The sequence below is a fragment of the Prochlorococcus sp. MIT2309 genome, from assembly GCF_059772305.1.
Window position 1 is genome coordinate 1189658 of sequence record NZ_CM186282.1, and the last position, 26596, is coordinate 1216253.

23 protein-coding genes are annotated in these 26596 nt (G+C 36.7%); 7 read left to right on the forward strand and 16 right to left on the reverse strand.

What is annotated here, in order from left to right:
• The first annotated feature begins 24 nt into the window (after positions 1-24).
• A complete protein-coding gene (locus AC6EJA_RS06540) occupies positions 25-1227 on the forward strand; it encodes an argininosuccinate synthase (RefSeq protein ID WP_498501863.1) in 1203 nt (400 codons plus the stop codon).
• A gap of 20 nt (positions 1228-1247) precedes the next feature.
• Here AC6EJA_RS06540 and rpsF read toward each other — a convergent pair whose 3' ends face one another.
• The 3 genes from rpsF to AC6EJA_RS06555 form a co-directional block, all read right to left on the reverse strand.
• Positions 1248-1739 (reverse strand): 30S ribosomal protein S6, encoded by a 492-nt coding sequence (rpsF, locus tag AC6EJA_RS06545; RefSeq protein WP_498501864.1) that lies wholly within the window; start codon positions 1737-1739, stop codon positions 1248-1250.
• Between the two features lie 78 nt (positions 1740-1817).
• On the reverse strand, positions 1818-2276 hold the full coding sequence (locus tag AC6EJA_RS06550; protein ID WP_498501865.1) for a Tic20 family protein: 459 nt from the start codon (positions 2274-2276) through the stop codon (positions 1818-1820).
• A 10-nt stretch (positions 2277-2286) separates the two neighbouring features.
• Positions 2287-3189: a shikimate dehydrogenase gene (locus tag AC6EJA_RS06555; protein WP_498501866.1), complete on the reverse strand. Its 903-nt coding sequence runs from the start codon at positions 3187-3189 to the stop codon at positions 2287-2289.
• A 125-nt stretch (positions 3190-3314) separates the two neighbouring features.
• Here AC6EJA_RS06555 and dnaK point away from each other — a divergent pair, with 125 nt between their 5' ends.
• On the forward strand, positions 3315-5213 hold the full coding sequence (gene dnaK, locus AC6EJA_RS06560; protein ID WP_498501867.1) for a molecular chaperone DnaK: 1899 nt from the start codon (positions 3315-3317) through the stop codon (positions 5211-5213).
• A gap of 15 nt (positions 5214-5228) precedes the next feature.
• On the opposite strand, the gene AC6EJA_RS06565 is transcribed toward dnaK, so the two are convergent.
• Complete coding sequence (locus AC6EJA_RS06565) at positions 5229-6320, reverse strand: NAD(P)/FAD-dependent oxidoreductase (RefSeq protein WP_498501868.1); 1092 nt, start codon at positions 6318-6320, stop codon at positions 5229-5231.
• 114 nt (positions 6321-6434) lie between these two features.
• Between AC6EJA_RS06565 and purU the strand changes: the two genes are divergently transcribed.
• Both purU and AC6EJA_RS06575 read left to right on the forward strand, forming a co-directional pair.
• Positions 6435-7274 (forward strand): formyltetrahydrofolate deformylase, encoded by an 840-nt coding sequence (purU, locus tag AC6EJA_RS06570; RefSeq protein ID WP_498503567.1) that lies wholly within the window; start codon positions 6435-6437, stop codon positions 7272-7274.
• Positions 7271-8578, forward strand: a complete 1308-nt coding sequence (locus AC6EJA_RS06575) for an O-antigen ligase family protein (protein ID WP_498501869.1) — start codon at positions 7271-7273, stop codon at positions 8576-8578. Before purU ends, AC6EJA_RS06575 begins: the two co-directional genes overlap by 4 nt.
• Here AC6EJA_RS06575 and AC6EJA_RS06580 read toward each other — a convergent pair.
• Positions 8575-9903, reverse strand: a complete 1329-nt coding sequence (locus tag AC6EJA_RS06580; protein WP_498501870.1) for a ClC family H(+)/Cl(-) exchange transporter — start codon at positions 9901-9903, stop codon at positions 8575-8577. The two genes, AC6EJA_RS06575 and AC6EJA_RS06580, sit on opposite strands and share 4 nt — an antisense overlap.
• A 46-nt stretch (positions 9904-9949) precedes the next feature.
• Positions 9950-12553 (reverse strand): bifunctional aconitate hydratase 2/2-methylisocitrate dehydratase, encoded by a 2604-nt coding sequence (acnB, locus tag AC6EJA_RS06585; RefSeq protein WP_498501871.1) that lies wholly within the window; start codon positions 12551-12553, stop codon positions 9950-9952.
• Between the two features lie 154 nt (positions 12554-12707).
• On the opposite strand from acnB, the gene AC6EJA_RS06590 reads away from it, so the two are divergent.
• Positions 12708-13775: a 3-deoxy-7-phosphoheptulonate synthase gene (locus tag AC6EJA_RS06590; RefSeq protein ID WP_498501872.1), complete on the forward strand. Its 1068-nt coding sequence runs from the start codon at positions 12708-12710 to the stop codon at positions 13773-13775.
• On the opposite strand, the gene AC6EJA_RS06595 is transcribed toward AC6EJA_RS06590, so the two are convergent.
• From AC6EJA_RS06595 to AC6EJA_RS06610, 4 genes are all read right to left on the reverse strand, one after another.
• Complete coding sequence (locus tag AC6EJA_RS06595; protein ID WP_498501873.1) at positions 13767-14414, reverse strand: diacylglycerol/polyprenol kinase family protein; 648 nt, start codon at positions 14412-14414, stop codon at positions 13767-13769. The two genes, AC6EJA_RS06590 and AC6EJA_RS06595, sit on opposite strands and share 9 nt — an antisense overlap.
• Before the next feature lie 3 nt (positions 14415-14417).
• A complete protein-coding gene (locus tag AC6EJA_RS06600; RefSeq protein WP_498501874.1) occupies positions 14418-15446 on the reverse strand; it encodes an RpoD/SigA family RNA polymerase sigma factor in 1029 nt (342 codons plus the stop codon).
• Between the two features lie 186 nt (positions 15447-15632).
• Positions 15633-17738, reverse strand: a complete 2106-nt coding sequence (ppk1, locus tag AC6EJA_RS06605; protein WP_498501875.1) for a polyphosphate kinase 1 — start codon at positions 17736-17738, stop codon at positions 15633-15635.
• Between the two features lie 32 nt (positions 17739-17770).
• Positions 17771-19012 carry an MFS transporter gene (locus AC6EJA_RS06610; protein ID WP_498501876.1) on the reverse strand — a complete coding sequence of 414 codons (1242 nt, stop codon included), beginning with the start codon at positions 19010-19012 and terminating at the stop codon, positions 17771-17773.
• A gap of 117 nt (positions 19013-19129) precedes the next feature.
• Between AC6EJA_RS06610 and AC6EJA_RS06615 the strand changes: the two genes are divergently transcribed.
• Positions 19130-19558, forward strand: coding sequence for a GNAT family N-acetyltransferase (locus AC6EJA_RS06615; protein WP_498501877.1), 429 nt, complete (start codon positions 19130-19132; stop codon positions 19556-19558).
• Here the strand turns inward: AC6EJA_RS06615 and AC6EJA_RS06620 are convergent.
• Positions 19550-20608 carry an anthranilate phosphoribosyltransferase family protein gene (locus AC6EJA_RS06620; protein WP_498501878.1) on the reverse strand — a complete coding sequence of 353 codons (1059 nt, stop codon included), beginning with the start codon at positions 20606-20608 and terminating at the stop codon, positions 19550-19552. The two genes, AC6EJA_RS06615 and AC6EJA_RS06620, sit on opposite strands and share 9 nt — an antisense overlap.
• On the opposite strand from AC6EJA_RS06620, the gene cobA reads away from it, so the two are divergent.
• Positions 20607-21401, forward strand: coding sequence for a uroporphyrinogen-III C-methyltransferase (gene cobA / locus AC6EJA_RS06625; RefSeq protein ID WP_498501879.1), 795 nt, complete (start codon positions 20607-20609; stop codon positions 21399-21401). The two genes, AC6EJA_RS06620 and cobA, sit on opposite strands and share 2 nt — an antisense overlap.
• Here the strand turns inward: cobA and AC6EJA_RS06630 are convergent, their stop codons facing one another.
• From AC6EJA_RS06630 to pyrG, 5 genes are read right to left on the reverse strand one after another with little or no spacing between them, the layout of a single operon-like run.
• Positions 21402-22217, reverse strand: a complete 816-nt coding sequence (locus AC6EJA_RS06630) for an aminotransferase class IV (protein ID WP_498501880.1) — start codon at positions 22215-22217, stop codon at positions 21402-21404.
• 4 nt (positions 22218-22221) lie between these two features.
• The gene (locus AC6EJA_RS06635; RefSeq protein WP_498501881.1) at positions 22222-23568 is read right to left on the reverse strand and encodes an anthranilate synthase component I family protein; all 1347 of its coding nucleotides are present in this window, start codon (positions 23566-23568) and stop codon (positions 22222-22224) included.
• A gap of 7 nt (positions 23569-23575) precedes the next feature.
• Positions 23576-24235, reverse strand: coding sequence for a 7-cyano-7-deazaguanine synthase QueC (gene queC, locus AC6EJA_RS06640; protein WP_498501882.1), 660 nt, complete (start codon positions 24233-24235; stop codon positions 23576-23578).
• 54 nt (positions 24236-24289) lie between these two features.
• Complete coding sequence (locus AC6EJA_RS06645) at positions 24290-24913, reverse strand: 7-carboxy-7-deazaguanine synthase QueE (protein ID WP_498501883.1); 624 nt, start codon at positions 24911-24913, stop codon at positions 24290-24292.
• Complete coding sequence (gene pyrG / locus AC6EJA_RS06650) at positions 24913-26580, reverse strand: CTP synthase (RefSeq protein WP_498501884.1); 1668 nt, start codon at positions 26578-26580, stop codon at positions 24913-24915. The genes AC6EJA_RS06645 and pyrG overlap by 1 nt, the downstream gene beginning before the upstream one ends.
• Positions 26581-26596: the final 16 nt, after the last annotated feature.

Consider the following 26596-nt stretch of genomic DNA (forward strand, 5'->3'; position numbering starts at 1 on the left):
CTAAATAGAAAATTATTGATTCTTATGGTTAAGAAGGTAGTGCTTGCTTTTTCAGGTGGAGTCGATACAAGTGTTTGTATTCCATATTTAAAAAATGAATACAAGATTGATAATGTTATTGCTTATGCTGCTGATCTAGGTCAAGGTGATGAGCTCAATTTAATTAAACAAAAAGCACTTGATGCTGGTGCTGCAAAATCAATCGTGGGAAATTTGATAAAACCATTTATTGAGGAGTTTGCATTTCAAGCAATTAGATCTAATGCTCTTTATGAGGGTCGTTATCCTCTCTCAACTGCTTTGGCAAGACCACTGATCGCAAAAAATTTAGTGCAAATTGCAAGACAGGAGGGTGCTGATGCTGTCGCCCATGGTTGCACAGGTAAAGGGAATGATCAGGTTCGTTTTGATTTGGCCATAGCATCCTTAGCTCCAGATTTAAAGGTTTTGACACCTGCAAGAGAGTGGGGGATGAGTAGGGAGCAAACAATTGCTTATGGAGAGCAATTTGGAATATCTGCTCCTGTCAGTAAAAAATCACCTTATTCAATTGACTTAAACCTTCTTGGAAGGAGCGTCGAAGCGGGTCTGCTTGAAGATCCTTTTACGGAACCTCCTGAAGAAGTTTTCTCCATGACTGCATCAATTAAGGATTCTCCAGAACATCACGAAGATATTGATATTGGGTTTGAAAATGGAAATCCGATATCTATAAATGGTCAATTATTAGATCCAATAACTCTAATTTCAAGAGCAAATGACTTGGCAGGGGCTCATGGTTTTGGGAGGATAGATATGATAGAAAACAGAGTTGTTGGAATAAAAAGTAGAGAAATATATGAGACCCCAGGATTATTGCTACTTATTAATGCGCACCAAGAATTAGAAAAATTAACTTTAGCTTCTGATGTTTTACGTATAAAACATCAATTAGAAATTGAGTGGGCTAATTTGGTTTATCAAGGGTTATGGTTTAGCCCCCTTAAAGATGCATTAGATGGATTTATCAATCAAACTCAAAAACAAGTAAAAGGGCTAGTAAGAATGCGGCTTCATAAAGGAAATGCGTTTGTAGTTGGAAGAAAATCTGATAATAGTTTGTATATGCCTGATATGGCGACTTATGGAGAGGAAGATAAATTTAAGCACAACTCAGCTGAGGGTTTTATTTATGTCTGGGGTTTACCCAGCCGGATATGGGCTTTGAAAAATAATTATTTAAAGTAACTTACTTAGAATTAACTTACTCAAGAGGCACTATTCTCATTTTTATTTTCGTCTATATTTTTACTCTCACTTATTGATTCAGACTTGATTTCTTCATCTTTTTTATCCTCTGCTTTATTCTTATCTTCATCTTTTTTATCCTCTGCTTTATTCTTATCTTCATCTTTTTTATCTTTCTTTTCATCACTCGATGATGAGGCTTTAGGTGTAGGAAGGGGCCCTTCCTGCTTAACTGTTAAATATCTAATGACATCTTCGCTGATTCTCATGGCCTTCTCGAGAATAGCAACTTGTTGGCCATCACCAAGATGACTCAACTGAACATAAATTCCCTCTTTGTGCTTTGCAATTGGGTATGCCAGTCTTCTTTTTCCTCGCATTTGGCTGTCTAGTACTTTTACATCAGCTTTTGTCAATAAATCACTATATTTTTTTAGATGACTTTCAACATCTTCTTCAGGAATATCCGGACGAAGAATGTACATTGTCTCGTAGTAGATTGGATCAGACATTGGTTTAGCCGACTGGGACGTAAAGGCTCAAGAATTTTGAGCGACGGATTTATTAGCTTATCCTCTGATGGTCAATTTTCAAAGCTGCAGTCTTACTGCGTTGCTAATCCCTGGTAATTCTGGCTCGACCTCTTGTAGACATTTATAGATAGCAAAAATCACACTGATCAAGGTACCTAGGAAAATCGTGCTTGAAAGTGTTTTAGTTAATAGAAAATTATCGAATGGATTGGCAATTAACTGAAAAAGAAAATTTATTATAACCAATGCGATGTTCATTAATAAAGCTTGCAGGGAATTAAATCTTATAAAATATGATACTTTGATATTTCTAATCACAAAAAAATAAAGAAGTAAAAATATTAATAAACTTCCAAAGGGAATATAATTTATAATATAAAAAATCGGTAATGCAGGAATAAGAAGTACTTTGAGAAAAGGTATATCTGATAATAAATATCTACTAAAAACAAATGATTCACAAAATGGAATCATGTATAAAAAAGATGAGAGAAATTTTTTTGTGGTTGAGTTCATGATTTTAATGTTATGAAGTTAAATAATTTTTTGCAGCTTGTCTCATTATATGAACTGGAATATCTTCATAGCCGCTCCAAAGACGAAGAGATTCCGCCCCCTGCTCTATTAGCATTTCAAGACCATTGATGCAATTACACCCCAAATATTTTCCATAAGCTAGCCAAGGAGTTTCTTGTGGGGAATAGATTAAATCATAAAGAATAGTATTTGATTTAAGATTCTCCCAAATTATTTTACCAAATGGTAATTGATCCAAATTATTATCTTGATTGCTTGATGATGACATTCCTACTGGTGTTGTATTGATTATTAAATCTGATTCATTGATCAAACTATTTGTAATTTTATTTTTTACTTGATAACCGTTAATTTTCAAATTATTTTTCTTAAGTTCTGAATATTTGCAGGCGTCATTTAAGAACTTTTCTAGTTTATCTTTATTACGACCAATAATATTTATTTCACTAAACTTTAGTTTTTCAAGCCCAGCAATAACGGCTCTAGCGCTTCCTCCGTACCCAAGTACTAATGCATTTTTATTAGACCAATCTTGAAATTTAAGGGGTTGTGTAAATCCAAGTATATCAGTATTTTCTCCCAGCCATGATTCCCCATTCTTTGGGATTAAAGTATTAATTGCGCCAATTTTTTTCGAACTTTCACTTAGATGAGAACAAAGATGCAATGCATTGGTTTTGTGCGGGATAGTTATATTTAGTCCTTTGCAATTCAAATTAAGTAATGCTTCAGTAACCCTGGCTAAGTTTTTTTGTTCACATGGCATTGCTAAATATGTCCAATCTAGACCCAATTCTTCTAACGCACTGTTATGAATGATCGGAGAGAGTGAGTGCTCTACTGGATTTCCTAGAAGACCCACAAGTGATGTTTTGCCTGTAATAATTTTCATTTTTTACTAAAGGTTTCAAGTCTAAATTCATAGCTGTTCGGGAACCACGCCTCGCCTCTAAGTGGTCTATTTGACGAGGATATCTCTGTAAAAGAAGTATGCATTCATCAAGGAGCTAGTTACTCATGGCGAAGGTTGTTGGAATCGATCTAGGGACTACGAATAGCTGCGTTGCTGTTATGGAAGGTGGGAAGCCAACAGTCATCGCTAACGCAGAAGGGTTCAGGACAACTCCTTCAGTCGTCGCTTACACCAAAAACCAAGATCAGCTTGTCGGCCAAATTGCCAAAAGACAAGCTGTCATGAACCCTGAGAACACATTTTATTCCTCAAAAAGGTTTGTGGGTCGTCGCGTTGATGAAGTTAACGAAGAATCTAAAGAGGTTAGTTACGGTGTAGAAAAATCTGGTTCAAATGTCAAACTTAAATGCCCTATTTTAGATAAGCAATTCTCTCCTGAAGAAGTTAGTGCTCAGGTTCTTAGAAAGCTTTCAGAGGATGCGGGAAAATATCTAGGTGAAAATGTTTCACAGGCAGTAATTACAGTTCCTGCTTATTTCAATGATTCTCAGCGCCAAGCAACAAAAGATGCTGGCAAAATTGCGGGATTAGAAGTGCTTCGAATCATTAATGAGCCTACTGCAGCAGCCCTTGCTTATGGCTTGGATAAAAAAAGTAACGAGAGAATCTTAGTTTTTGACCTTGGTGGTGGAACTTTTGATGTTTCTGTTTTAGAAGTTGGTGACGGTGTTTTCGAAGTTTTATCAACTTCTGGAGATACTCATCTCGGAGGAGATGATTTTGACAAAGTAATCGTTGATCATTTGGCAGCAACTTTTAAATCAAATGAAGGAATTGACTTGAGGCAAGATAAGCAAGCTTTACAGCGACTTACAGAAGCGTCTGAGAAAGCGAAAATTGAGCTTTCTAATGCTACTCAAAGTGAAATTAACCTTCCTTTCATAACAGCCACGCCTGAGGGGCCAAAACATCTAGATCTCACTCTCACACGTGCGAAATTTGAGGAATTGGCGTCGAATCTCATCGATCGTTGCAGAGTTCCTGTTGAGCAAGCACTTAAGGATGCAAAACTCTCAACTGGCGAAATTGATGAAATTGTAATGGTTGGCGGATCAACTCGTATGCCATCAATCAAAGAACTTGTTAAGCGTATTACCGGAAAAGATCCAAACCAAACAGTCAATCCTGATGAAGTTGTTGCAGTAGGTGCTGCTATTCAAGGGGGGGTTTTGGCTGGAGAAGTAAAGGATATATTGCTTCTGGATGTCACACCATTATCTCTGGGAGTTGAAACTCTTGGCGGTGTAATGACAAAAATGATCACTCGTAATACAACGGTCCCTACAAAAAAAACAGAAACATATTCAACCGCCGTAGATGGGCAAACGAACGTAGAAATCCATGTTCTCCAGGGAGAGCGTGAAATGGCCACTGACAATAAAAGTTTGGGTACTTTCCGCCTTGATGGAATTCCTCCAGCGCCAAGAGGAGTTCCTCAGATTGAAGTTACATTTGATATCGATGCGAACGGTATTTTGAGTGTCAACGCAAAAGATAAAGGGAGCGGAAAAGAACAGAGTATTTCAATTACAGGTGCTTCTACACTTTCTGATAATGAAGTCGAAAAAATGGTAAAAGATGCTGAGGTAAATGCATCTGCTGATAAAGATAAACGTGATCGTATTGACGTTAAAAATCAAGCTGAAACTTTGGTTTATCAAGCAGAAAAGCAGTTAGGAGAATTAGGAGATAAAGTTGATGCGGATGCAAAAGCCAAGGTAGAGGATAAAAGACAAAAACTTAAAGAAGCAGTAGAAAAAGATGACTTTGAAGGTATGAAAACAACTTTAGAGGACTTGCAAAAAGAACTATATGCATTAGGAGCTTCTGTTTATCAGCAAGCCAATGCTGCTTCCCAGGCCTCAGAAACACCTGGTTCCGATGATTCGAATTCGAATGATGGAGATGATGTTATTGATGCAGAATTCACAGAAACCAAGTGATCAAATCAATTTCATTTAGTGATTAATCATATTACTCATAATTTCTGCAGAGGCTGGAGCAAGTAATATTCCATTTCTGTAATGACCAGTATTTATAAATAAGCCATCTCCTAATTCTCTTAGCAAGGGAGCGGGATTACCAATTGGTTTAGCTCTTATTCCACTCCATGTTCTTATTATTTTGGCTCTTTCTATAAATTTATCTTTTTCTACAAATATTCTTTTTAGATCTTCGAGCTTTTGTTTGCTCGCATGAAGTCCTTGTTCTATTGTTGCTCCAATAATGATTTTCTTGTTTTTCTGAAAAATTATATTAACTCCATCAGTATTTATTAAAGAAAAGTTATTGTTATTAATTTCTAAATCATCATATTCAAGTTCCATAACTTGTCCTAGTATGGGCTCTTGTATGATGTCTGATCCTATTTTATTTAATAAGTATCTAGTTCTCAGACTTGAGCATATTACGAGTAAATCATATTGATTCACTATTTCATTTTCTAATGTAACTTTCCATTTGAATTTATCATTTATTGGATTCTTTTCAATATCTTTTACCTCAAGTGGAATCTTATTGATATTGAATTTATCTAATTTTTTTAAAATTAATTTCAGTAAAAGTATATTATCTATTCTTCCATCTTCAAAAGAAATTAATGAACCATAATTTTTTATACCTAATTGTTTTGACAAATCATTGATGTTTTGATCATCAACAAATTTAATATCATAATTATTTTTCTTTTTTGCTAAGTCAAGTAATAATTCAGCTTCTTTTATTGAAGATGCGATTTTTACTAATGGCTTTTGAATTTCAATGGGCTCCTCAGTTGTACTTATTTTATTCAAGAGTTCTGGCCATAATTCCATGCTGCGCTTTCTTAGATCCCAGCCTCTTCCCTTTGATCTATGAAATATGTTTCCCATTAATATTCCCAACGCGGCCTGAGATCCGTTTAATTTATGAGCTCTCTCTTGAGATGAACTCAGTATTGGATCAGCGATTGAAACTTCATTTTCGCCCTCTACAAGCTTTAAAGCAGTGGTTAAGCCAGCTATTCCTGCCCCTATGATCAAAATCTTTCTACTATTTTTTTTTAGAATCATCAAGCTTAGTTTCAGTTGTTTTCAATAGATACAAATTTGGAGTATTTACCTGCGAAGGACCTTTTATAGCGTAAGAATAAAGAATTATGTCCAAAGTATTTGAGTTTACCCACTATAATATTGCAACTTATTTGCCCTGATAGACCTGGTCTAGTGAGCGAATTATCAAGTTGGATTGCAGATAATAAGGGCAACATAAGACACGCTGACCACCATACTGATTCTGGCGCAGGATTATTTTTAAGCCGAATAGAATGGGATCTTGAGAATTTTGGAATATCAAGACATTTAATTTCATCTGAGGTTAAGCAATTAGCTGAGAAGTTAGGGGGAAAAGCTCAGCTAAATTTTTCTGATGAAATAACAAGGGCTGCAATATTTGTTAGCAAGCAAAATCATTGTTTACTTGATATTCTTTTGCGAATAAGAAGTGGTGAATTAAAAATGGTTGTACCGCTTGTAATTTCTAATCACCAAAATATTTCTTCATTATGTCATGAATTTGGAGTTCATTTTGAATACATTCCTGTTGCAGAAAAGGGAAAGGCTTGGTCTGAGGAATTAATTTTAAAAAATTTAAATGAACACAAAATAGATTTAGTAATTCTCGCTAAATATATGCAAATTTTAACTAAAGATTTTCTTTCTAAGTTTTCAAATTGTATAAATATTCATCACTCTTTTTTACCTGCTTTTAAGGGAGCTCATCCTTATCATCAGGCTTGGGAAAGAGGGGTAAAACTGATCGGTGCTACTGCTCATTATGTTACTGAAGATCTTGATGGAGGTCCCATTATTGAGCAAGTTGTATCCCAAATAAGCCATCGTGATGAGGTCACGGATTTAATACGAAAAGGTCGAGACTCAGAGAGAATTGCTTTAGCAAGAGCATTAAGATTGCATTTACGTCGCCAAGTAATGGTTTACAGAGGTAAGACGGCTGTCTTTGCATGAAATATTCAAATTTGAAAGAGGTAAAAAAATCCTTGTTAGCGGGTTCACTGAACATAAAACTCTTTCATTTAGGTCTCATTATTCTTCCGTCTTCACCTTTATTATCGACAATATTTTTTTTAACCTCTTCATTTAATCAACTTCCAAAAAGAAAAGATAAGTATTGGTTTGATAAATCAAATTATTTATTGGTTCTAATTTCAATCTTGATGATAGTTGGTTGTTTCAATGCATATTCTGGTTGGCTTGCATGGGTTGGTTTAGCAAATTGGATCCCTTTTTTCTGGTGTTATTGGGCTTTTCAACCTTTTTTATTGACTGCAGAACTGAGGCAAGGTGCATCATATTGTCTTTTGATAGGTACATTTCCAGTTTTCGTAACAGGTTTAGGTCAAATTTGGTTTGATTGGAGTGGTCCTTGGCAGATTTTGAATGGGCTAATAATTTGGTTTGTATCTGCAGGTGGTAATCCGGATGGTCGATTATCAGGGTTATTTGATTATGCAAATATTACTGCAGCATGGTTAGTAGTCATATGGCCTTTATCTCTGGCCTCTTTATTGCGTCCATCACTTCATATTTGGAGACGCATAATTGCTTTGTTATTTGCTATTGCAATTGTTGTTTCAATAGTATTAACTGACTCACGAAACGGCTGGGCTGGCCTCATTGCTGCATTACCTACTGTAATTGGAATCTCCTCTTGGCGTTGGCTTTTGCCTCTGATCATGCTGTCTATTTCTCCTATTCTTTTTGCGGTTCTACCAGGTATAGACTCAGGACTCCAAGATATTTCACGCAAAATAGTACCTGAGGCATTATGGACTCGCTTAAACGACGTCCGATTTGGAGATGTTAGACCAGTTGAAACTACTCGTATGAGCCAATGGAAAGAAGCTTATTTATTGATAATTGACAAACCTTGGTTGGGTTGGGGTGCAGCAGCTTTTTCAGTTCTTTACCCACTCAAAAAAGGATTTTGGCATGGTCACTCTCATAATTTACCTTTGGAGTTAGCGGTTTCTCATGGCGTATTAGTTTCATTTCTAATAAATATCTTTGTGATAATGCTTTTAATTACCTCATTTAAAAAAAATATTTTTATGAATAAAAATTTAATCTTTGAAAGGGCTTGGTGGACTTCCTTTTTTCTTCTTGTTTGTATGCATTCAACAGATATAACTTTCTTTGACAGTCGTATTAATTTAGTTGGTTGGATACTTCTTTCAGGATTGCGATGCATGACCTATGATCAAAAACAACTTTCTCGAGTAAATCCATCAAGTAAACGTGTTGATAATTAAGTATTGCCCTCATTTATTTCAATCCTTATTTGTCTTTCGTAAATTGATAGCTCATTAAAAGACCTGGCAACAAGAAAGCTAGCAATACATGTAATTAGTAATGGTTTTAAAATGAGTAAATCTTTAGTTAGAGCGAAGGCTAAAAACATTGCTGTTAGGGGTGTTCTGGAACATGCTGATACAAAGCCTCCCATTCCAGCAAAAATATAGGTACTGGGAACATGACCAGTAATTGCTTCGAGCCAATTTCCAGATGCAAGTCCTATCGACCCTCCAAGGATGAGCATAGGATAGAAAAGACCTCCTGGAGCGCCCGATGCAACGGCTATACCAGTACTAAAAAAAAGCACAAAAAATGTTCCTATGCCTAAACCTATGCTTGCCTCTCCTTCAGCTATTGATTTTTGTAAGTCTCCTAAATGATGAAATGTCTCTGGTAAAAAAGAATATATTAGGCCGAGAGTTAAACCACTTAAGACCATGCGGGTAGCAAGCTTATTCCCAAACCATTTATTTCCTTGAATTTGCATTGTAAGGACGTATTGACAGTACAACTCTGCAAGAAAGCCAATGCCAATTCCCAATCCAACTAGATAAAACAAATCAATTGGTAAGAAATCAATCTTAGTTATGTATTCTCTCTGCAATTGAAAGCCAAGGATATTATCAAAACCTCCTGCTTTCGGGTCAAGTCCAATACCCTGAAGTACATCTGCCCAAGTATCTGCCCAAAATGTTGTTACGACTACCAATAGAAGAACTACTGGTTTTGCAGAATTCAATAACTCCTCAATTGCATAGATAAATCCACCTAAAGGTGCACTAAAAATTGCAGCAATGCCCGCTCCACCACCTGCGGCAACGATCACTCTTCGAAATGCCACTGGTGCCTTCAACCATTGGGCCATTTGCCATGCTACTGATCCTCCCATTTGTACTGATGGTCCTTCTGGTCCTAATGGGAATCCACTGCCAATGGCAACTATGCCAGCCAAAAGTTTTACTAGTCCAACCCTTATACCCATGGGAACTGGGCGATGGCGTATGAAAGCCATTATTTGACTTATTCCCGAACCTTTAGCAGCTGGAGCGAATCGGGATATCAAAGTAGCAGATATAAATCCACCAATGCCTCCTAGAAGAGGTAGAACTATCCATGCAGGGAACTCTTTAAGTAACCGTAATCTCCAATCATCAAGTCCATGCACACCAGCTTTAAAAAGTACCCCCGTAATGGCAGCACCAAATCCAGTGAGGATAAGCGCTAAAATTACAATTAACCATTTTTTATTGAGTAATTTTCTAATGCTATAACTGGAATGCATTGCGATTTCTGCTATTCGATTAATACTAGAAAAGATTACTCTTATACTAATTTAATCTGGACAATTTTGATAAATTTTGGTCATTACTAATTTTTCCTTCTTCTTCAAATCCAGGAATTTCATTGAAATTTAAGTATTTATAAAGTTCCTTTGATATTGGTTCAATTTTCTTTGCAGCTACATTTAAATACTCATCTAAAGTGGGAATTCTTCCAAGTAATGCACAGACTGCTGCCAGTTCAGCACTTCCTAAAAAAACTTGTGCGCCTTTACCTAATCTATTGTTGAAGTTCCTTGTACTCGTTGAAAAAACAGTAGTATTATCATCTACTCTTGCTTGATTACCCATACATAAAGAGCAACCTGGCATTTCTAGCCGACTTCCAGCTTTCTCAAAAATTTCATAGTAACCTTCTTGTTTAAGAATATCCTCATCCATACGAGTTGGTGGGCATATCCATAAGCGTGCCTGAATTTTACCTTCACCTTCAAGTATTCTTGCCGCAGCACGATAATGACCAATGTTAGTCATACATGAGCCAATAAAAACTTCTTGAATGTCTGTTCCTGATACCTCAGTAAGAAGTTTCACATTATCTGGGTCATTTGGACAGGCTAGGACTGGTTCTAAAAGATCATTCAAATTAATTTCAACAATTTCAGAGTAAACTGCATCATTATCGGCTTTGAGAAGTTCTGGGTTTCCTAGCCATCTCTCCATTGATTTAATTCGTCTTTCAAGGGTTTTTTTGTCCTCATATCCTCTAGCGATCATGTTTTTGAGAAGTGATACATTGCTTCTCAAGTATTCAGAAACTGTATCTGTTGAAAGTTGGATACTACATCCTGAGCATGATCTTTCTGCACTTGCATCTGTTAGTTCAAAAGCTTGTTCAAGCTTAAGATTGGGTAACCCCTCAATTTCTAAAATTTTTCCATTAAAGATATTTATTTTGTTTTCTTTAGCTACGGTTAATAGACCTTTTTGGATGGCCATCCAGGGAATGACATTAACAACGTCTCTGAGTGTTATGCCTTTTTGTAAATCGCCACTAAATTTAACGAGTACTGATTCTGGCATGTCTAAAGGCATAGCACCTATTGCAGCGGCAAAGGCTACAAGACCTGAGCCCCCAGGGAAAGAAATACCTAATGGGAATCTTGTATGGCTATCTCCTCCTGTCCCAACCGTGTCAGGTAGGAGCATTCTATTTAGCCAGCTGTGTATTATTCCATCCCCAGGTCTGAGTGCTACTCCTCCTCGCTCTGCGAAAAAATCAGGAAGTTCTTTTTGTGTTTTGATATCAACAGGTTTTGGATAAGCCGCTGTATGACAAAAGCTTTGCATTACAAGATCGGCTGAAAATCCCAGACAGGCGAGTTCTTTCATTTCATCTCTTGTCATAGGTCCAGTGGTATCTTGACTACCAACGGTTGACATTACAGGTTCACAACTAGTTCCTGGCAAAACTCCATCAAGTCCGCAGGCTTTCCCTACAATTTTTTGTGCTTGTGTGAACCCATGTGTTGGTTTTTCTGGTTTCCCTGGTCTAATAAAAATAGTAGATGGTTCAAGGTTTAGTTTGTCTCTTACTTTATCTGTTAGGGCTCTACCAATCATCAACGGAATGCGCCCTCCAGCTTGCACCTCATCGATAATAGTGGAGGGCTTTAAGTCAAAAGAAGTTATCTCTTCTCCTTTATCTTTTGATTTTACATTTCTTCTGATTACTCCTTCAAAGGGATAGATGGTTATTACATCACCATTCTTTAACTGGCTGACGTCGCATTCAATGGGTAAAGCACCTGCATCCTCTGCCGTATTAAAGAATATTGGTGCAATTTTACCTCCTAAAATTACACCCCCAGATCTTTTATTAGGAATGTAAGGGATGTCATTACCTATGTACCAAAGAACTGAATTTATTGCTGACTTTCGGGAACTTCCTGTTCCAACAACATCACCTACATATGCCAATGGATAACCTTGATTTTTAAGTTTTTTTATTTGCTCAAGTGCATTTGGAATTCGATTCTCCAGCATCGCTAGAGCATGTAAGGGAATATCTGGCCTAGTTGTGGCGTGGGTAGCTGGAGAAAGATCATCAGTGTTTGTTTCCCCATCAATTTTAAATACAGTTACTGATATTTCACTTTGTAGTTTCGTTTTTGAATTGAACCACTCAGCCCTTGCCCAACTTTGAATGACTTTTTTTGCAAAATTATTTTTCTCAGAAAGCTCGAATACTTCATGAACAGCGTCATAAACCAAAAGGGTATGACTAAGATTTTGTGCTGCACAATTTGCAAGGGCTTCATCTTTGTTTTGAAGGATCTCTATCAAAGCGGAAACGTTATAACCTCCTACCATCGTCCCTAATAAATTTGTTGCTTCATGCGGATTTAGGTAATCTGTTTTTATGATGCTTTGAGCTACAGAATTAAGCCAAGTTGCTTTTACATAAGCAGCCTTATCAACTCCAGGTGGGATTCGTTGTTTTAAAAGAGTAAGAAAAAAATCCTTATTCTTCAAATCAACAGGGCTTTCTAATATCTGAGTAAGATCACTTACTTGCTCGGGTGTTAACGGTAAAGCCGGGATACCGAGGCTTTCTCTCTCTGAAGCAGATTTTCCATAACTTTCCAACATGACCTAGGCTCCTTTTTTGTTCAAATGAGAAAGACTTCTATTTTTGTTTTTTACAATCTTAAATTGAGAGTGGTGAGATGTGGAATTGTCAGGTAGGAGTGTATTCATATTGTTTTTTTCTTAGTCTGGGACTTATGCAAAAGGAAATGGCTCAATGAGTATCGCATCGGATCCTCCTCTGACTGATAACACGGCCGATCTTCATGTTGTGGAGACACGTCCTTTGGTGCCTCCTATTCTGCTGCATCAAGATCTCCCTATTGATAATAAAGTCGTTGAAATTGTTACCAAAACTAGAGCCAAGATTAAGTCAATTTTAAATGGTGATGACAATAGGATTCTCGTAATCGTTGGCCCCTGCTCAGTTCATGATGTTGAGGCTGCTAAAGAATACGCCAATCGATTACTTCAATTACGAGAGCGTTTTACAGAAAAACTTGAGGTTGTAATGAGAGTTTATTTTGAAAAACCTAGAACAACAGTTGGGTGGAAAGGTCTCATAAACGATCCACATCTAGATGGCTCTTACGATATTAATACTGGACTCAGACGAGCAAGATCACTTCTGCTTGATCTGGCACGTACTGGGATGCCTTCAGCGACTGAATTATTAGATCCAGTTGTACCTCAATACATAGCTGATCTAATCAGTTGGACTGCTATTGGGGCTAGAACTACCGAGAGCCAGACTCATAGAGAGATGGCTTCGGGATTATCAATGCCGATTGGATATAAAAATGGGACGGATGGAACGGTTAAGGTTGCTGCAGACGCAATCAAAGCGGCCTCAAGGCCTCATCATTTTCTTGGGATTAATAAGGATGGAGGCGCATCAATTGTAAGTACAACGGGTAATCCAGATGGCCATCTTGTTTTGAGAGGTGGTACCACAGGACCTAATTATCATGAAGAGGCTATAAAAAAAGCTTCGCAAGAACTTGTTAGTGCTGGCTTACCTGGACGATTGATGGTCGATTGTAGCCACGGAAATTCTAATAAAGATTATCGACGACAGGGCGAGGTTTTAATGTCTGTGGCTAATCAGTTATCTCAGGGAAATAAAGAAGTCATGGGAGTAATGGTTGAAAGTCACCTTGTAGAAGGTAATCAAAAGTTATCTGAAGACTTATCTCAATTAACCTATGGAAAAAGCATTACGGATGCTTGTATTGATATTGCTCAGACAGAAGAATTATTGGAAGAATTAGCAGCATCAATTTAAATAAATCCACAATAAAGCTGTTGAGATAGGAACTGTAAAATTATCAATTCCCCATACACTTATTTGTTCAAGACCTGTAGCTGTCAATGTTAATAGAATAATCTTGTCAAAACCTAGACTATATTCGGTGAGTATATTGATAACAATTAAAATAATAGCAGAAACAACTAACATTGTAGATGTACCTATTAGGGATTTAGTTTGCCCAAAAATTTGCCAGGTTTTCGATCTAATTTCTTTACCAATTAATCCAGCTAATCCATCACCGAAAGCCATAACAAGAACAGCTACTACAATAGCAATACCATTACTTGGCCATAAAAAAAGTAATAGTAAACTTATACTTAAGCCATATGCAATTGTTCCAAAACTTTTTCTTTTAATATCCTCTATACCTGGTATTAGCTTAAATCTATAATTAATTATTAAGGCAAAGGTGATAGTAATTGATATGGGTAAAATTAAATATTTTGGTAATTGAAGCCAATATACTAGGGGTATTAAAGGTCCTGAACCAATATGAATAATTTTTCTGATAAATTCTTTTTTTTCAGGAAATCTTTTTCTGCAAATAAGAGCAATTAAAAAAACTATAAATATCCATAAAAATATAAAAATTACTGAGTTAATGTAAAACAAGTTTTAAGCTGCTCTTTGATGAGTTGTCATAACTCTAAGTTTTAGAATCGCTTTCGCTTCTAATTGCCGCACTCGTTCACGAGAGACATTGATTTGCCTACCTATCTCAGCAAGAGTTAATGGCTCTTCGCCATCCAGGCCAAATCTGAGCCGCATAATTTTTTGTTCTCGCTCATTTAATTGTGAAAGCCATCCTCCAAGGTGCTCTTTTTGAAGATTTCGATCCATACCCTCCATAGGTTCATCACAATTTGGATCAGGAATTAATTCTCCAAGGGTGCTTCTGTCTTCTTCTCCTCTAGCGTGCGCATCAAGCGATGCACATGGTGCACTTTGAGCTATTAGGTCTTCAAGATCTTTTGGCTCAATGCCCATAGCACTGGCTAGTTCTAGACGATTTGGTTGGCGCCCAAATCGGTGAGTAAGTTCTTTAGTTATCCGGCGCATTTTGGATAATTTCTCGCTTATATGTATCGGCAGTCGAATAGTTCTTGCACTGTTATCAATAGCCCTAGTCATTCCTTGCCTAATCCACCAATAAGCGTATGTTGAAAATTTATATCCCATCGCAGGGTCAAATTTATCAACGGCTCTTTCAAGTCCAATTGCACCTTCTTGTACAAGATCTAGCAATTCAAGACCTTGGTTTTGATATTTTTTTGCAACACTTACTACCAACCTTAAATTTGCTGCCATCATTCGGTCTCTTGCGCGTTTTCCCATTCGAATTTGGTGCTTTTGGCGCGGTGTTCTTTTCTCTTCATCATGTTCCAATAACTTTTTCATTTTTTGAACATGATGAGCCAGCTCAATTTCCTCAGCCGCAGTTAGTAAAGGTACTCTTCCAATACTGCTCAAATAAAAACCAATTGCATCGGTTCCAATCCTTCCTGAGGATTTGTGCTGAGCTTTGGTCGCTAGGCTTGATCGATTTTGTCTTATACCTGATTGCTTTTTTGAAGCATTAGGTAAAACAGGAAATCGTGAAGACTCGTTTGAAGAGTCTTGCCCAGATTCCAGAGGGATCCCCATCACCCTGGCCTCCTATATTTGTATTTAGATTGAAAATAGCACTTAAAACGCCAACTAGATGAAAAGAAACAAAAAATTTTCGATAGAGTTCAAAAATGTTCCAAATATCACTTCATAAATAGGTAAAATTTCCTGTTTTTTATATCGCATGTTTAAATTCTTTGAGAAATATTGAGAAATTTTCTGTCAGTTTTTGGCTAGTAGTTCCTGAACTGATAATTCATTAATTTCAGACTTAAGACGAATAAATTCTCCATTACTTTTCATTTTCCAAGACCCGCTATTAACTCTAAGATATAGCTCAAGAAGATTGCTAAGTTCTTTTTTAAGATTAACGTCTTCGATTGGACTCACGGCTTCTACTCTTCTGTCTAGATTTCTTCTCATCCAATCTGCACTTCCAATATAAACCTCCGAATTATTGTTGTTTAGGAACCAAAAGATTCTTGAATGCTCTAGAAATCTTCCAATTACACTCTTGACTTCAATATTTTCACTTAATCCTTTTACCCCCGGATATAGACAACAAATGCCTCTGACAACAAGTTTGATTTTCACACCTACTTGAGATGCTTTGTATAAAAGTTTGATAATTTCAGGATCAGCGAGAGAATTCATTTTTGCTCGGATTTCTGCTGGTTGATCATTTTGAGCATGCCTTATTTCTCTTTTTATTAATTCTTCCATTCCTTTTCTAAGTGTTACGGGGGCTACAAGTAATTTCCTAAATTCTTGTTGTTTCGAAAAACCTGTTAGGTAATTAAATAGCTCGATTAAGTCTTGTCCTAATTCGGGTTGTGATGAAAGTAAGCCTAAATCTGTGTATAAAGTTGATGTTTTTGAATTATAATTACCAGTGCCAACATGGAAATAGGTTCTTAGGCTTTCTTTTTCCTTTCGAACTACTAAGGCGATTTTTGTATGAGTTTTTAATCCAATAATCCCATACACAACATGGACTCCGCATTGTTCAAGTCTTTTTGCCCATTGAATATTATTATCTTCATCAAAACGGGCTTTTAATTCAACGAGGGCCATAACTTGCTTGCCATTCTCAGCAGCCCTTATCAAGGCTGAGATTACCGGCGAGTCTTTAGAAACTCTATAAAGCGTCATTTTTATTCCCATTACTTGGCTGTCCTCTGCCGCTTGATTTATAAATTCTTCTATTGATGTTGAAAATAATTCAAATGGATGATGAATTAAAAGATCTCTACGTCTAATGATCGAGAAAATACTTTTAAATTCTTCATGCTTTATCGAGCCGTCTTCTAATAGACCTAATTGACTACTTTTAAGAGATTTATGTGTATGACCTCGATGATTTTCAAACTTAAGATTAGGTGCATCAATTTCATTCAATTTTATCAAATCATCAAGTCCAAGTAATCCATTTATTCGGTAAAGATCTTCTTCTTGAACATTCATCCCCTCCTGCAATAAAGCAAGAATTTTTTTTGGCATGTCTGCAGAGACTTCTAATCGCACAACCTCTCCTCCCATTCTTCTTTTCCTAAGGCCTTCTTCAATCGCAATCATTAGATCATCAGCTTCAAGATCACGAAGTTCTAAATCAGCATCTCTTGTCACTCTGAAAAATGAGTATTCCCGAACTTCCATTCCTGGGAATAGTAACTGTAGGTTTGAAGCGACGACTTGTTCAATAGAGACGACAGAATGAATAACATTATTTCTATCATTCATTAACTCTTTTGGAATGGGAATATATCTTGGTAACGTTTTTTGAGGAATTTTGACTCTTGCAAATTCCTCCTGATTTGTTTCTGGATCAATTACTAAAACTGCTAAATTTAAACTTAGGTTGCTTACAAAGGGAAAAGGATGAGCTGGATCAACTCCCAATGGTGTGAGTACAGGAAAAATGGCTGTCTTAAAATAGTTATCGACCCAATTTTTTTGCCTAGAATTTAGAATGACGTAGTCAAGAATATGGATATTCTCTCTGGCAAATGTTTTTTTTAGTTTAAAAAATGTATGCTGTTGTCTCTCAAGAATAGGAAGTAAGTTAGATCTTATCTCGGCAAGTTGTTGTTTAGGTGATCTACCATCTATGCTTTTTTTTGTGATATTAGCCTCAACTTGTGATTTGAGTGAAGCAACTCTCACCATAAAAAATTCATCTAGGTTATTACTAAAAATCGCTGAGAATTTTGCTTGTTCTAATAGAGGTGTATTTTCATCAATCGCAAGATCCAACACTCTTTCATTAAACTTTATCCAACTTAATTCTCTGTTTATATATATTTGTTTGTCTTTTGTTGATCCAGACATTTCTCTATTGAATTAGTGAATTATTTATAAATTTATATTTGATTATATTTAAATGAACTACTCTTAGTAATTAAAAAGATAACTATTGATAGTAGCAAGGTTGTTACAATAAATGGACTCTTCACTCCTAAAATATCATAACTGAAGCCTGCAAATGAAGCCCCAATAAAAGTCCCTAAACTCTGCAAACCTTGTAAACTTCCTAAAACTGCGCCTTGACCTGCTGCATTAAGTTTTCTCGAAATCAATGCTCTTAGACATGGCGTCACTAAGCCAGTGCCTAATGCTAGTACAGCTACTGAACTAAAAACCATCGGAATTGAGTTATCCGCGTTAGCTAAAGTGAGGTTTATGCAACCAGCCATTACAAAACCAATACCCGCTAATGTAAGTCTTTTTTCTCCGAACGTATTAACTAAAGGTCCTATTAACCCACCCTGAACTATCATCGCTATGACTCCAACAACAATGAAAGCTTGGCTTGATAGTTGTGGACTCCATTGAAAAGCTTCTTTTAAATAAAGAACTAAAATCGCAGTAAAGCCATTAAACGCCATAAAAAAGATAAAAAATGAAAAGCATAGTGTTCTTGATAAAGAATTTGTGAATACAAAACTGAGTTGAGTGAACGGGTTTAAATCGCGTTTTTTCGGTAGAGCATTTCTTTTTTTTATGTCTAATGTTTCTGGTAGGAAGCCAATCACCAAAAGTAAATTTGTTACTGCAAATGCTGTTGCAGCCCAAACTGGGAGTGTCACACTATATTTTGCAAGTGCTGTGCCGAATCCAGGACCCAAGACAAACCCTAAGCCAAAGGCGACGCCGATTAATCCAAATGTTTTTGCGCGATTTTCTGGAGTTGAGATATCAGCCAATACTGCAGTAGCTGTTGCTGCTGTCCCTCCACTTATGCCATCAATTATCCTCGCGAGAAATAATAATAAAAGAGGTAAGCTTGAAGCCCATATCGGTAATGTATTTTCCCAATTAATACTTACAGTAATAGCGAATAGTCCAAGCCCAATAACAGATCCGCATACGCAAGTAGTTATGACTGGCTTTCTACCAAAACGATCACTAAGGGCACCGATAAGAGGAGCTACTGCGAATTGTGAGATTGCATATGTTCCAGCTAGAAGACCTAACGTTGTTCCGCTGTTCGTAAATCTTCCTAGAAGAAATGGTAGCAATGGAAAAACAATCGTTTCTCCTAATCTGTCATTAAGTAATGTTATGAATGCACTTAGAAGTGTCGGGATTTTTGGCCTTTGCACAATTCAGATATAGTCAATGCTTAGCTTCTCACAAAGGCAGATCATTTTCTTAGCCATAACTAACGCTCAATGATCAGAACTGATGAGACAAGAAAGCTTTGTAAGAGGGATATTCCAATGATAAGGGATCTTTATCAAGATGCGATTGAATCTGCGGGTTGCGAGCTTTACAACGAAGAACAGATCCGGGCTTGGAGCTCCTTAGCCTATTTGCCTGGCGTACTTGATCAGGCACTTATAGAAGGGAAAGGATGGGTTGTCTTTCATAATAAAGTGATTAAATCTTTTGCTGTAAGATTCCCCTCTGATCGTTTAGCACTTCTATATAGCAGAGGTAAATACACTAGAAGAGGTTATGGAAAGTTATTACTATCGCTTATTGAAAAAGATGCAAAAACAGAAAACATATCAAAACTCTTTACTGAGGCAAGTTTGTATAGTTATCCATTATTATTAAAATGTGGTTGGGTTTCTTTATCAGTTGAGCATATAAAAATAGGTGGAATAGATTTTAAAAGGTTTTTAATGGAGAAGGAACTAATTTAAATTATACTTAAATGATTTCATCTTATAATAAACATCCAAAACTCTTTTTGAATCAATTAAGTATTTTGCATATTTAATTCCATCATTGATGCTATTAGACTTTCCAACTAAATATAAATAGAAGGCAGAATTCCATATCAATGCGTTAATTAATGGACCCTGATTTTCAAGAGCTAATAGGGCTTGACTTTTCCATTCTTCTAACGATCGAAATCTACAATCTTTTTCAAAAAACTGATAATCTTTTGAATTGATCGAAGCCTTAGAGATATTATTTTCATTCATAAGTACGTAACTATTAATTCGATTGAGTGCAATATCAACTCCCCCCTCAAGACCATTTATCAAGAGGAAATGCTTTTCGCCAATGAGTTCAAGAGTTTTGCAATGTCTTTGTTGCGTTGGAGGGTGAACATAGCCACTTACCAGCAAATGATTGCCTTTATGAGCTGACCAAAGTAATTCCATGCTCGCAATTGTGGGTCTTTTACCAAGTTCCTCGCGGAAATAAATAAGTTTCTCTGCTAGGGGGAAGTGATCTGGTTGATGAATAAGAGCAAAATTATGTTTCTTAAATCCGTTTACTAATTGATCAAAATTTATTCCATTCAAATTTATCTCAATGGACTCAAATAGTTCTTTTGTACTGACCCCGTACTTGGTTGGCATTCGATTGCCACCGTGCAATACAATTGGTTGATGAGCACTAAGTAATACAAGTACTGTTAAAGGATAAATAGGAGCATATTTTGTTCGCCCATCAAATGGCATTCCAAAGCAAATAGGTTTAGATTTCTTATTTTCATTTTCAAAATTAGGTCCTAATTTTTTATATGTATCTAACATACCCGCTAATTCTTGAGGTTCGGGCCGGCGAATTCTATGAGCTATTAAAAATCCTCCGATTTGTGCGGGACTTGGTATTCCTGTCAGAATTAATTCGAGCGCATCTGCAGATTCTTCACGTGACAGACTGCGGCTGGTTTGCTCGCCGCTGCCAATTTTTTTTAGGTAGTCTTTGAACCGTTCTTGACTGGTTTTTTTTTGCATGAACGACGCCCCGAATGGAATCGTGTATTTGGTTGGTGCAGGCCCTGGTGACCCTGACTTACTTACTGTGAAGGCTCAGCGACTTATTAGTCAATGCGATGCTTTGGTCTATGACTCGTTAGTACCAAATGAAATCCTCAGCCTTGTAAAACCGTCATGCGATTGCATTTTTGTTGGTAAACGACGTAATCATCATTCGATGCCTCAGCTAGAGACTAATGATTTACTTTCTCATCTCACAAAAAAATATCAATCGATTGTTCGATTAAAAGGTGGCGATCCTTTTGTATTTGGCAGAGGTGGCGAGGAGGCTGCTTATTTACATAATAAGGGAGTAATTGTGGAAGTTGTTCCAGGAGTCACTTCTGGTATTGCAGCCTCTGCTTATATGGGTATTCCATTAACTCATCGAATGGGTGGCAGCTCTGTCACTTTCGTGACAGGGCATGAGGGACTTGGGAAAAAAGCGCCAAATGTGAATTGGAAGAATCTTGTTAATGCCAGTGATAGTCTCGTTATTTATATGGGTATTCATAATTTAGAACATATTGTTAAGCAATTAATTAGTCATGGGATGCCATTAAGCACTCCAGTAGCAGTTATTCAACAAGCTACGGTAAAAGGTCAACGATTTTTAACGACTTCACTAAAAAACATAGTAAAAAAGGTTAAATTCAATAAATTTGAGTCTCCCTCAATAATAATTGTAGGAAATGTAGTTAATTTTCAAGTAGAAGCATGCGCTCCTAAGTCTTCAGATGTCACAATGCCAATTTCTATTGAGCTTGACTAACTAACATTGATATAAAAATTCCCACAATTTTTGACAATCTTTGAACACATCTAAATAGTATTCATTAACTTTTTGAATAGGCTTACAATTAAGACTATTAATCAGAATCCATTGATCACTTTTAAAAGGAATATTGGATATTATTTCTTCTAAGAAAATCCCAGAATCAATTCCTTTTTGTCGCATTATCCCTGGAAGACAACCACTTTTAATCGGAGGTGTTAAAAATATATTATTTCTTTTAACAAGAATATTTGAGGTAGTAGAACAACAAATCTCTCCAATATTATTCTCAAATAATGCTTCGTCAAATCCTGCACTTTTGGCTTCTCTCAATGCTTGTATTGATTGCCCATAAGAAAATGTTTTATGTAAAAATAATTGACTTTTTTCATTTCTTTTTTCGAGGGTACTTATCTTTGCTGTAATTGCTTCAAAATTTGGATTTGCAGAATTTAACTCTATCCAGAGGCGATGTTCTTGTTGGTCTGATTCAACGTAGTTGATACCCCTATTAACACTTGCTCCACGACTCCAATTAATTCTAATAACATAATAATTTGTTCTTAAATTATATTTGTTAACTCCTTCGCTAATTAGTGAACTAATCTCATCATATGATGGAGGGGAGGTCAAGCCAAGTTGCAGTGAACTCTTTTTTAGTCGTGTCAAGTGTTCTTTTAATAGAAGTGGTTTCCCATTCTTAATTAAAATTGTCTCAAAAATTCCGTCACCGTAGCTTAAACCTCGATCATTTATAGGTATATGGATGTTTTCAAGAAAATCCCATTCACCATTTATCCAGCCAACTCTCATTGTGTTATTTTTTATTAAGAGAATTTAGTATTGGAACAAGCTTCCAACTCATTTCCTCAGCTTCTTGCTGAGGATTTGAGTCTGCGACTATTCCACAACCTGCATTAACCCTTAAAACAAGATCCTTTTTGATTAGTGTGCGTATAAGTATGCAGCTGTCGAAATTTTCATCCCAGTCGATTTTGATAAGTGCGCCACAATATGGTCCTCGAGGTAATGACTCCAACTCATACAATCTTTTGCATGCTCTTAGTTTAGGTGCACCAGTAATAGAACCTCCTGGCCAGCATGCTTCAAGTAAATTCACCCATGTCTTATTTGGATATAAGTGACCATTGATTACCGACGTAAGGTGGTGCACATGTGGATAACTTTCTAATGAGAGTATTCTGGGGGTTTTTATAGAGCCTGGTATACATACTTTTCCTAAATCATTCCTTAGGATATCAACCACCATAATATTCTCAGCTCTATCTTTTGAACTAGTAATAAGATCTACAGCTATATCGGCATCCTCTGATTTGTTCTCCTTTCTGGGTCGTGTACCCTTTATGGGTCTGGTTTCAACTAGGCCTTCTTTATTAACTTTTAAAAAACGTTCAGGTGAGGTAGATATTATTGACTCTCCTTTTGCTTGCCCTGCAGCAATGACGACTCCGCTAAATGGTGCAGGACAATTTTTTCTGAGATCTAAATATAGGCTGATAGGAGAAATGTCTTGTTCTAATTCACTGAAGCATCCTGTTGTTAAATTGGCTTGAAAAATATCTCCTCTATTTATGTAGTTTTTTAGTGTCATGACCCTACTTTCGAATTCAAGTTTGTTTAAGGACCACTCCCAAGATTCAATTGGGATTTTTCTATTTGAGCTGTTTTTTTGATGAGTTTTAAGAAGGGTTTCTTTCTCCTCTTGAGTCCCTATGGAATTAATTAGTTTAAAATATTCATCTATTTTTTTAATGTTAGTGCCCTCAATATTGAGTTCTTTATTTTTGAGATCACATTTAATTATGGGATCATATCGAGCGATCCATAGGGTTGCTAAATCATCTTCTCTCCAGGGATTTTGCTCTTCAATCCAAGCTGCTGCTTCATAGCTAAGCCAACCTATCCAATAACCAGGAACTAAGTTTCTTAGCTTTTTGAATGGGTTTGAACTATTATTTTCAACTGGTGTTCCACGACAACATATTTGTTCCACTGGTTGAGCGGCGAGAATACTTGTTCTCCCAAGCTCTGAACTGTCTCCATCGAGCCATGTGAATCCATCTTCGCCTAATGAGTTAGATAATTTAAGAGCTAACACATCGAGCTCAACCCATGGACAATTTTTAGTAATGACATTGCTCATAAATTTCCTATGAATATATTCCTAATTTCTCTAGAGCTTTAATTCTTATACGACAGCTATCACATTTTCCACATGCTTTCGAATTTGATGTATAACAACTCCATGTAGCTTCGATTGGTATCTTTAACCTGATTGCCTCTTGAAAGATATTTACTTTATTCATTTTTATAAGTGGAGCCCAGAGTTTTATGGGTTTTTTTTCACGTCCTACTTTGTTAGATAAATTAGCAAGTTTTTGATAGGCCTCTAAATAATCCGGTCTACAATCTGGATAACCAGAGTAGTCCATTGCATTAATTCCTAAAACGATTTGATTAGCATCCCTTGCCTCGGCCAGGCTTAGAGCAACTGCGATGAATATTGTATTTCGCCCAGGGACATAAGTACTTGGTATGATCCCTGGTTGTACTCCATTAGTAGGTATTATTTGATTAATGTCGGTTAAAGACGATCCACCCCAGGCAGATAGATCAATTGAGAGAATTTTATGTTCTTTCAATTTTAAATGTTTACCGATTGTGAGAGCAGCATTCAACTCTTTTTTATGCCGTTGCCCATAATCGAATGATAGACCGATAACACTGTATCCACTTTCTATTGACAAAGCGGCAGCAGTCGCAGAATCAATTCCTCCTGAAATCAAAGCCACTGAAATATTTTTAACCATTTAATTGATGTAAATATTGATAGGGAAAATTATATTTAGAAAGATTTTCCATCTTTAATTAATATTTAGCCACTTATGTGTTTGAACACTCATTCTCCATTCTGGATTTTTTGAAATAAATTCAACAACAAGTTTTTTGCCTTCTTCATTATCCCAGCCAGGCTGCATAAACAGAAAGGGTTTTTTATTATTAATTTTTTGCGCCTGAGCGGCTAATTTTTTAGCGAAAAATATATCTTCCTTTTCTTGAATTATAAATTTTATTTCTTGACATGATTTTAGTATTTGCAAATTTGGAGGTAGATGTCTTTTTGGAGATAATGTAATCCAATCGGGATTTCCACTTAGCTGATTCACACCACTCGTTTCAAGATGAATAGGAATAGACAGAAACTCTCGAATGGCATTACATAGAGGATTTAAATCATGATGAAGAGGCTCTCCGCCAGTAATAACCACAAAACCAGCTCCATTACTAATAGCTTCTGATATGCCAAGGATGACTTTTTGGATTGTTTGTTTTTGGTGGTTTCCTTCAACCCAAGATTCTTTTGTATCGCACCACTTGCAGCCTACCTTACAACCAGCAGTTCTAATGAAGTACGCACTTTTGCCAGTATGGGCACCTTCTCCCTGTAAGGAATGAAAAGTTTCAACCAGCGGAAGATAGTACTCCATTAGGAGTTCTGATAATTTTTTTTATCTATCAATTTAGATGATTGCTGAATTGCTTCTTTAGGTGAAGTAGGGAGACGTAGCTGTGCTGCTGCAATGAGACCCTTAAATAAAGGGTGAGGTTTTCCTGGTCTGGATAGAAACTCAGGGTGATATTGGCAGGCAATAAAATAAGGATGATCTTTTAATTCAATTACTTCAACTAATCTCCCGTCAGGAGATGATCCACTTATGACATAACCTGATTCAATAAAAAGATTACGGTAAGAATTATTAAATTCATATCTATGGCGGTGACGCTCGTAAACAACTTCTTCGTCATAAAGATTTTGACTAAGAGTCCCTTGTTGTAATCTGCATGGGTAAACACCTAGCCTCATTGTTCCGCCCAGGTCGACTACGTCCTGCTGTTCTGGAAGTAGGTGAATTACAGCATCAGTACTGGATGGGTCTAATTCTGAACTAGACGCATTCTCTAAATTAGCTATATTTCGAGCCCATTCGATAACAGCACATTGCATTCCAAGGCATAATCCAAGAAATGGTACACGTTGTTTTCTTGCCCATTGTATTGCAGCAATTTTTCCATCTACACCCCTATTCCCAAATCCACCTGGCACAACAAGTGCATCCACTCCTTTGAGGAGCTCATTTGGTCCTTCAGTCTCGATCTTTTCAGCAGAAACCCACTGTAATTCTAATGAAGCATCTTGAGCTATACAAGCATGTTTAAGAGCCTCGACTACTGAAAGATAGGCATCATTTAGTTGAACATATTTCCCAACAAGTGCAACTTTTACCGATGGTCCTGGATGCCTCAATTTATGGACAAGTTCTTCCCATTCTTGTAGCTCACATTCGTGATCCGTTAAATTGAGAACATCGAGGACTTCTCTACACAGGCCTTCTTTTTTTAAAGCAAGTGGAACAGAGTAAATACTATCTGCATCAAGAGACTGTATTACAGCCTGTTGGTTAACTCCACAAAAACCACTGATTTTTCTTTTTAGCTCGTCATTTATCGATCTATCGCTTCGGCAAACTAATAAATCTGGTTGAATACCAATTGATCGAAGTTCTTTCACTGAGTGTTGAGTGGGTTTGGTTTTTAACTCGCCTGAAGTTCCAATGAATGGGAGTAAGGTGACATGTATATATGCAATATCATCTCTTCCCACATCTCCTTTGAATTCCCTTATGGCCTCGAGAAATGGCAAGGATTCAATATCGCCGACAGTACCGCCAATTTCTGTGATCACAACATCTGCAGCACTATTAGCGGCAACTCTTTTAATTCTTTCCCTTATTTCTCCAGTTATGTGGGGAATAACTTGAACTGTCCCTCCATTGTAATCTCCACGTCTTTCCTTGTTGATAACAGATTGATAAATAGAGCCTGTGGTGACACTATTTAATCTAGTCATAGCAGTATCTGTGAATCTTTCATAATGTCCTAGATCTAAATCAGTTTCTGCTCCATCCTCGGTGACAAAAACTTCACCATGCTGAAAAGGGCTCATTGTGCCTGGGTCAACATTTAAATATGGATCTAATTTCAGAATTGAAACGCTATAACCTCTGGATTTCAAAAGTCTTCCAAGACTGGCTGCAACAATCCCTTTCCCGATGCTGGAAACAACTCCACCAGTGACGAATACAAATTTTGCCATTTATTTTTTTGCTACT

Excerpts from the sequence above, each read along its gene's own strand:
- AC6EJA_RS06540 (WP_498501863.1), top strand. The coding sequence starts at position 25 with ATGGTTAAGAAGGTAGTGCTTGCTTTTTCAGGTGGAGTCGATACAAGT.
- rpsF (WP_498501864.1), bottom strand. The coding sequence starts at position 1,739 with ATGTCTGATCCAATCTACTACGAGACAATGTACATTCTTCGTCCGGAT.
- AC6EJA_RS06550 (WP_498501865.1), bottom strand. The coding sequence starts at position 2,276 with ATGAACTCAACCACAAAAAAATTTCTCTCATCTTTTTTATACATGATT.
- AC6EJA_RS06555 (WP_498501866.1), bottom strand. The coding sequence starts at position 3,189 with ATGAAAATTATTACAGGCAAAACATCACTTGTGGGTCTTCTAGGAAAT.
- dnaK (WP_498501867.1), top strand. The coding sequence starts at position 3,315 with ATGGCGAAGGTTGTTGGAATCGATCTAGGGACTACGAATAGCTGCGTT.
- AC6EJA_RS06565 (WP_498501868.1), bottom strand. The coding sequence starts at position 6,320 with ATGATTCTAAAAAAAAATAGTAGAAAGATTTTGATCATAGGGGCAGGA.
- AC6EJA_RS06575 (WP_498501869.1), top strand. The coding sequence starts at position 7,271 with ATGAAATATTCAAATTTGAAAGAGGTAAAAAAATCCTTGTTAGCGGGT.
- AC6EJA_RS06580 (WP_498501870.1), bottom strand. The coding sequence starts at position 9,903 with ATGCATTCCAGTTATAGCATTAGAAAATTACTCAATAAAAAATGGTTA.
- acnB (WP_498501871.1), bottom strand. The coding sequence starts at position 12,553 with ATGTTGGAAAGTTATGGAAAATCTGCTTCAGAGAGAGAAAGCCTCGGT.
- AC6EJA_RS06590 (WP_498501872.1), top strand. The coding sequence starts at position 12,708 with ATGAGTATCGCATCGGATCCTCCTCTGACTGATAACACGGCCGATCTT.
- AC6EJA_RS06600 (WP_498501874.1), bottom strand. The coding sequence starts at position 15,446 with ATGGGGATCCCTCTGGAATCTGGGCAAGACTCTTCAAACGAGTCTTCA.
- ppk1 (WP_498501875.1), bottom strand. The coding sequence starts at position 17,738 with ATGTCTGGATCAACAAAAGACAAACAAATATATATAAACAGAGAATTA.
- AC6EJA_RS06615 (WP_498501877.1), top strand. The coding sequence starts at position 19,130 with ATGATAAGGGATCTTTATCAAGATGCGATTGAATCTGCGGGTTGCGAG.
- cobA (WP_498501879.1), top strand. The coding sequence starts at position 20,607 with ATGAACGACGCCCCGAATGGAATCGTGTATTTGGTTGGTGCAGGCCCT.
- AC6EJA_RS06620 (WP_498501878.1), bottom strand. The coding sequence starts at position 20,608 with ATGCAAAAAAAAACCAGTCAAGAACGGTTCAAAGACTACCTAAAAAAA.
- AC6EJA_RS06630 (WP_498501880.1), bottom strand. The coding sequence starts at position 22,217 with ATGAGAGTTGGCTGGATAAATGGTGAATGGGATTTTCTTGAAAACATC.
- AC6EJA_RS06635 (WP_498501881.1), bottom strand. The coding sequence starts at position 23,568 with ATGAGCAATGTCATTACTAAAAATTGTCCATGGGTTGAGCTCGATGTG.
- queC (WP_498501882.1), bottom strand. The coding sequence starts at position 24,235 with ATGGTTAAAAATATTTCAGTGGCTTTGATTTCAGGAGGAATTGATTCT.
- AC6EJA_RS06645 (WP_498501883.1), bottom strand. The coding sequence starts at position 24,913 with ATGGAGTACTATCTTCCGCTGGTTGAAACTTTTCATTCCTTACAGGGA.
- pyrG (WP_498501884.1), bottom strand. The coding sequence starts at position 26,580 with ATGGCAAAATTTGTATTCGTCACTGGTGGAGTTGTTTCCAGCATCGGG.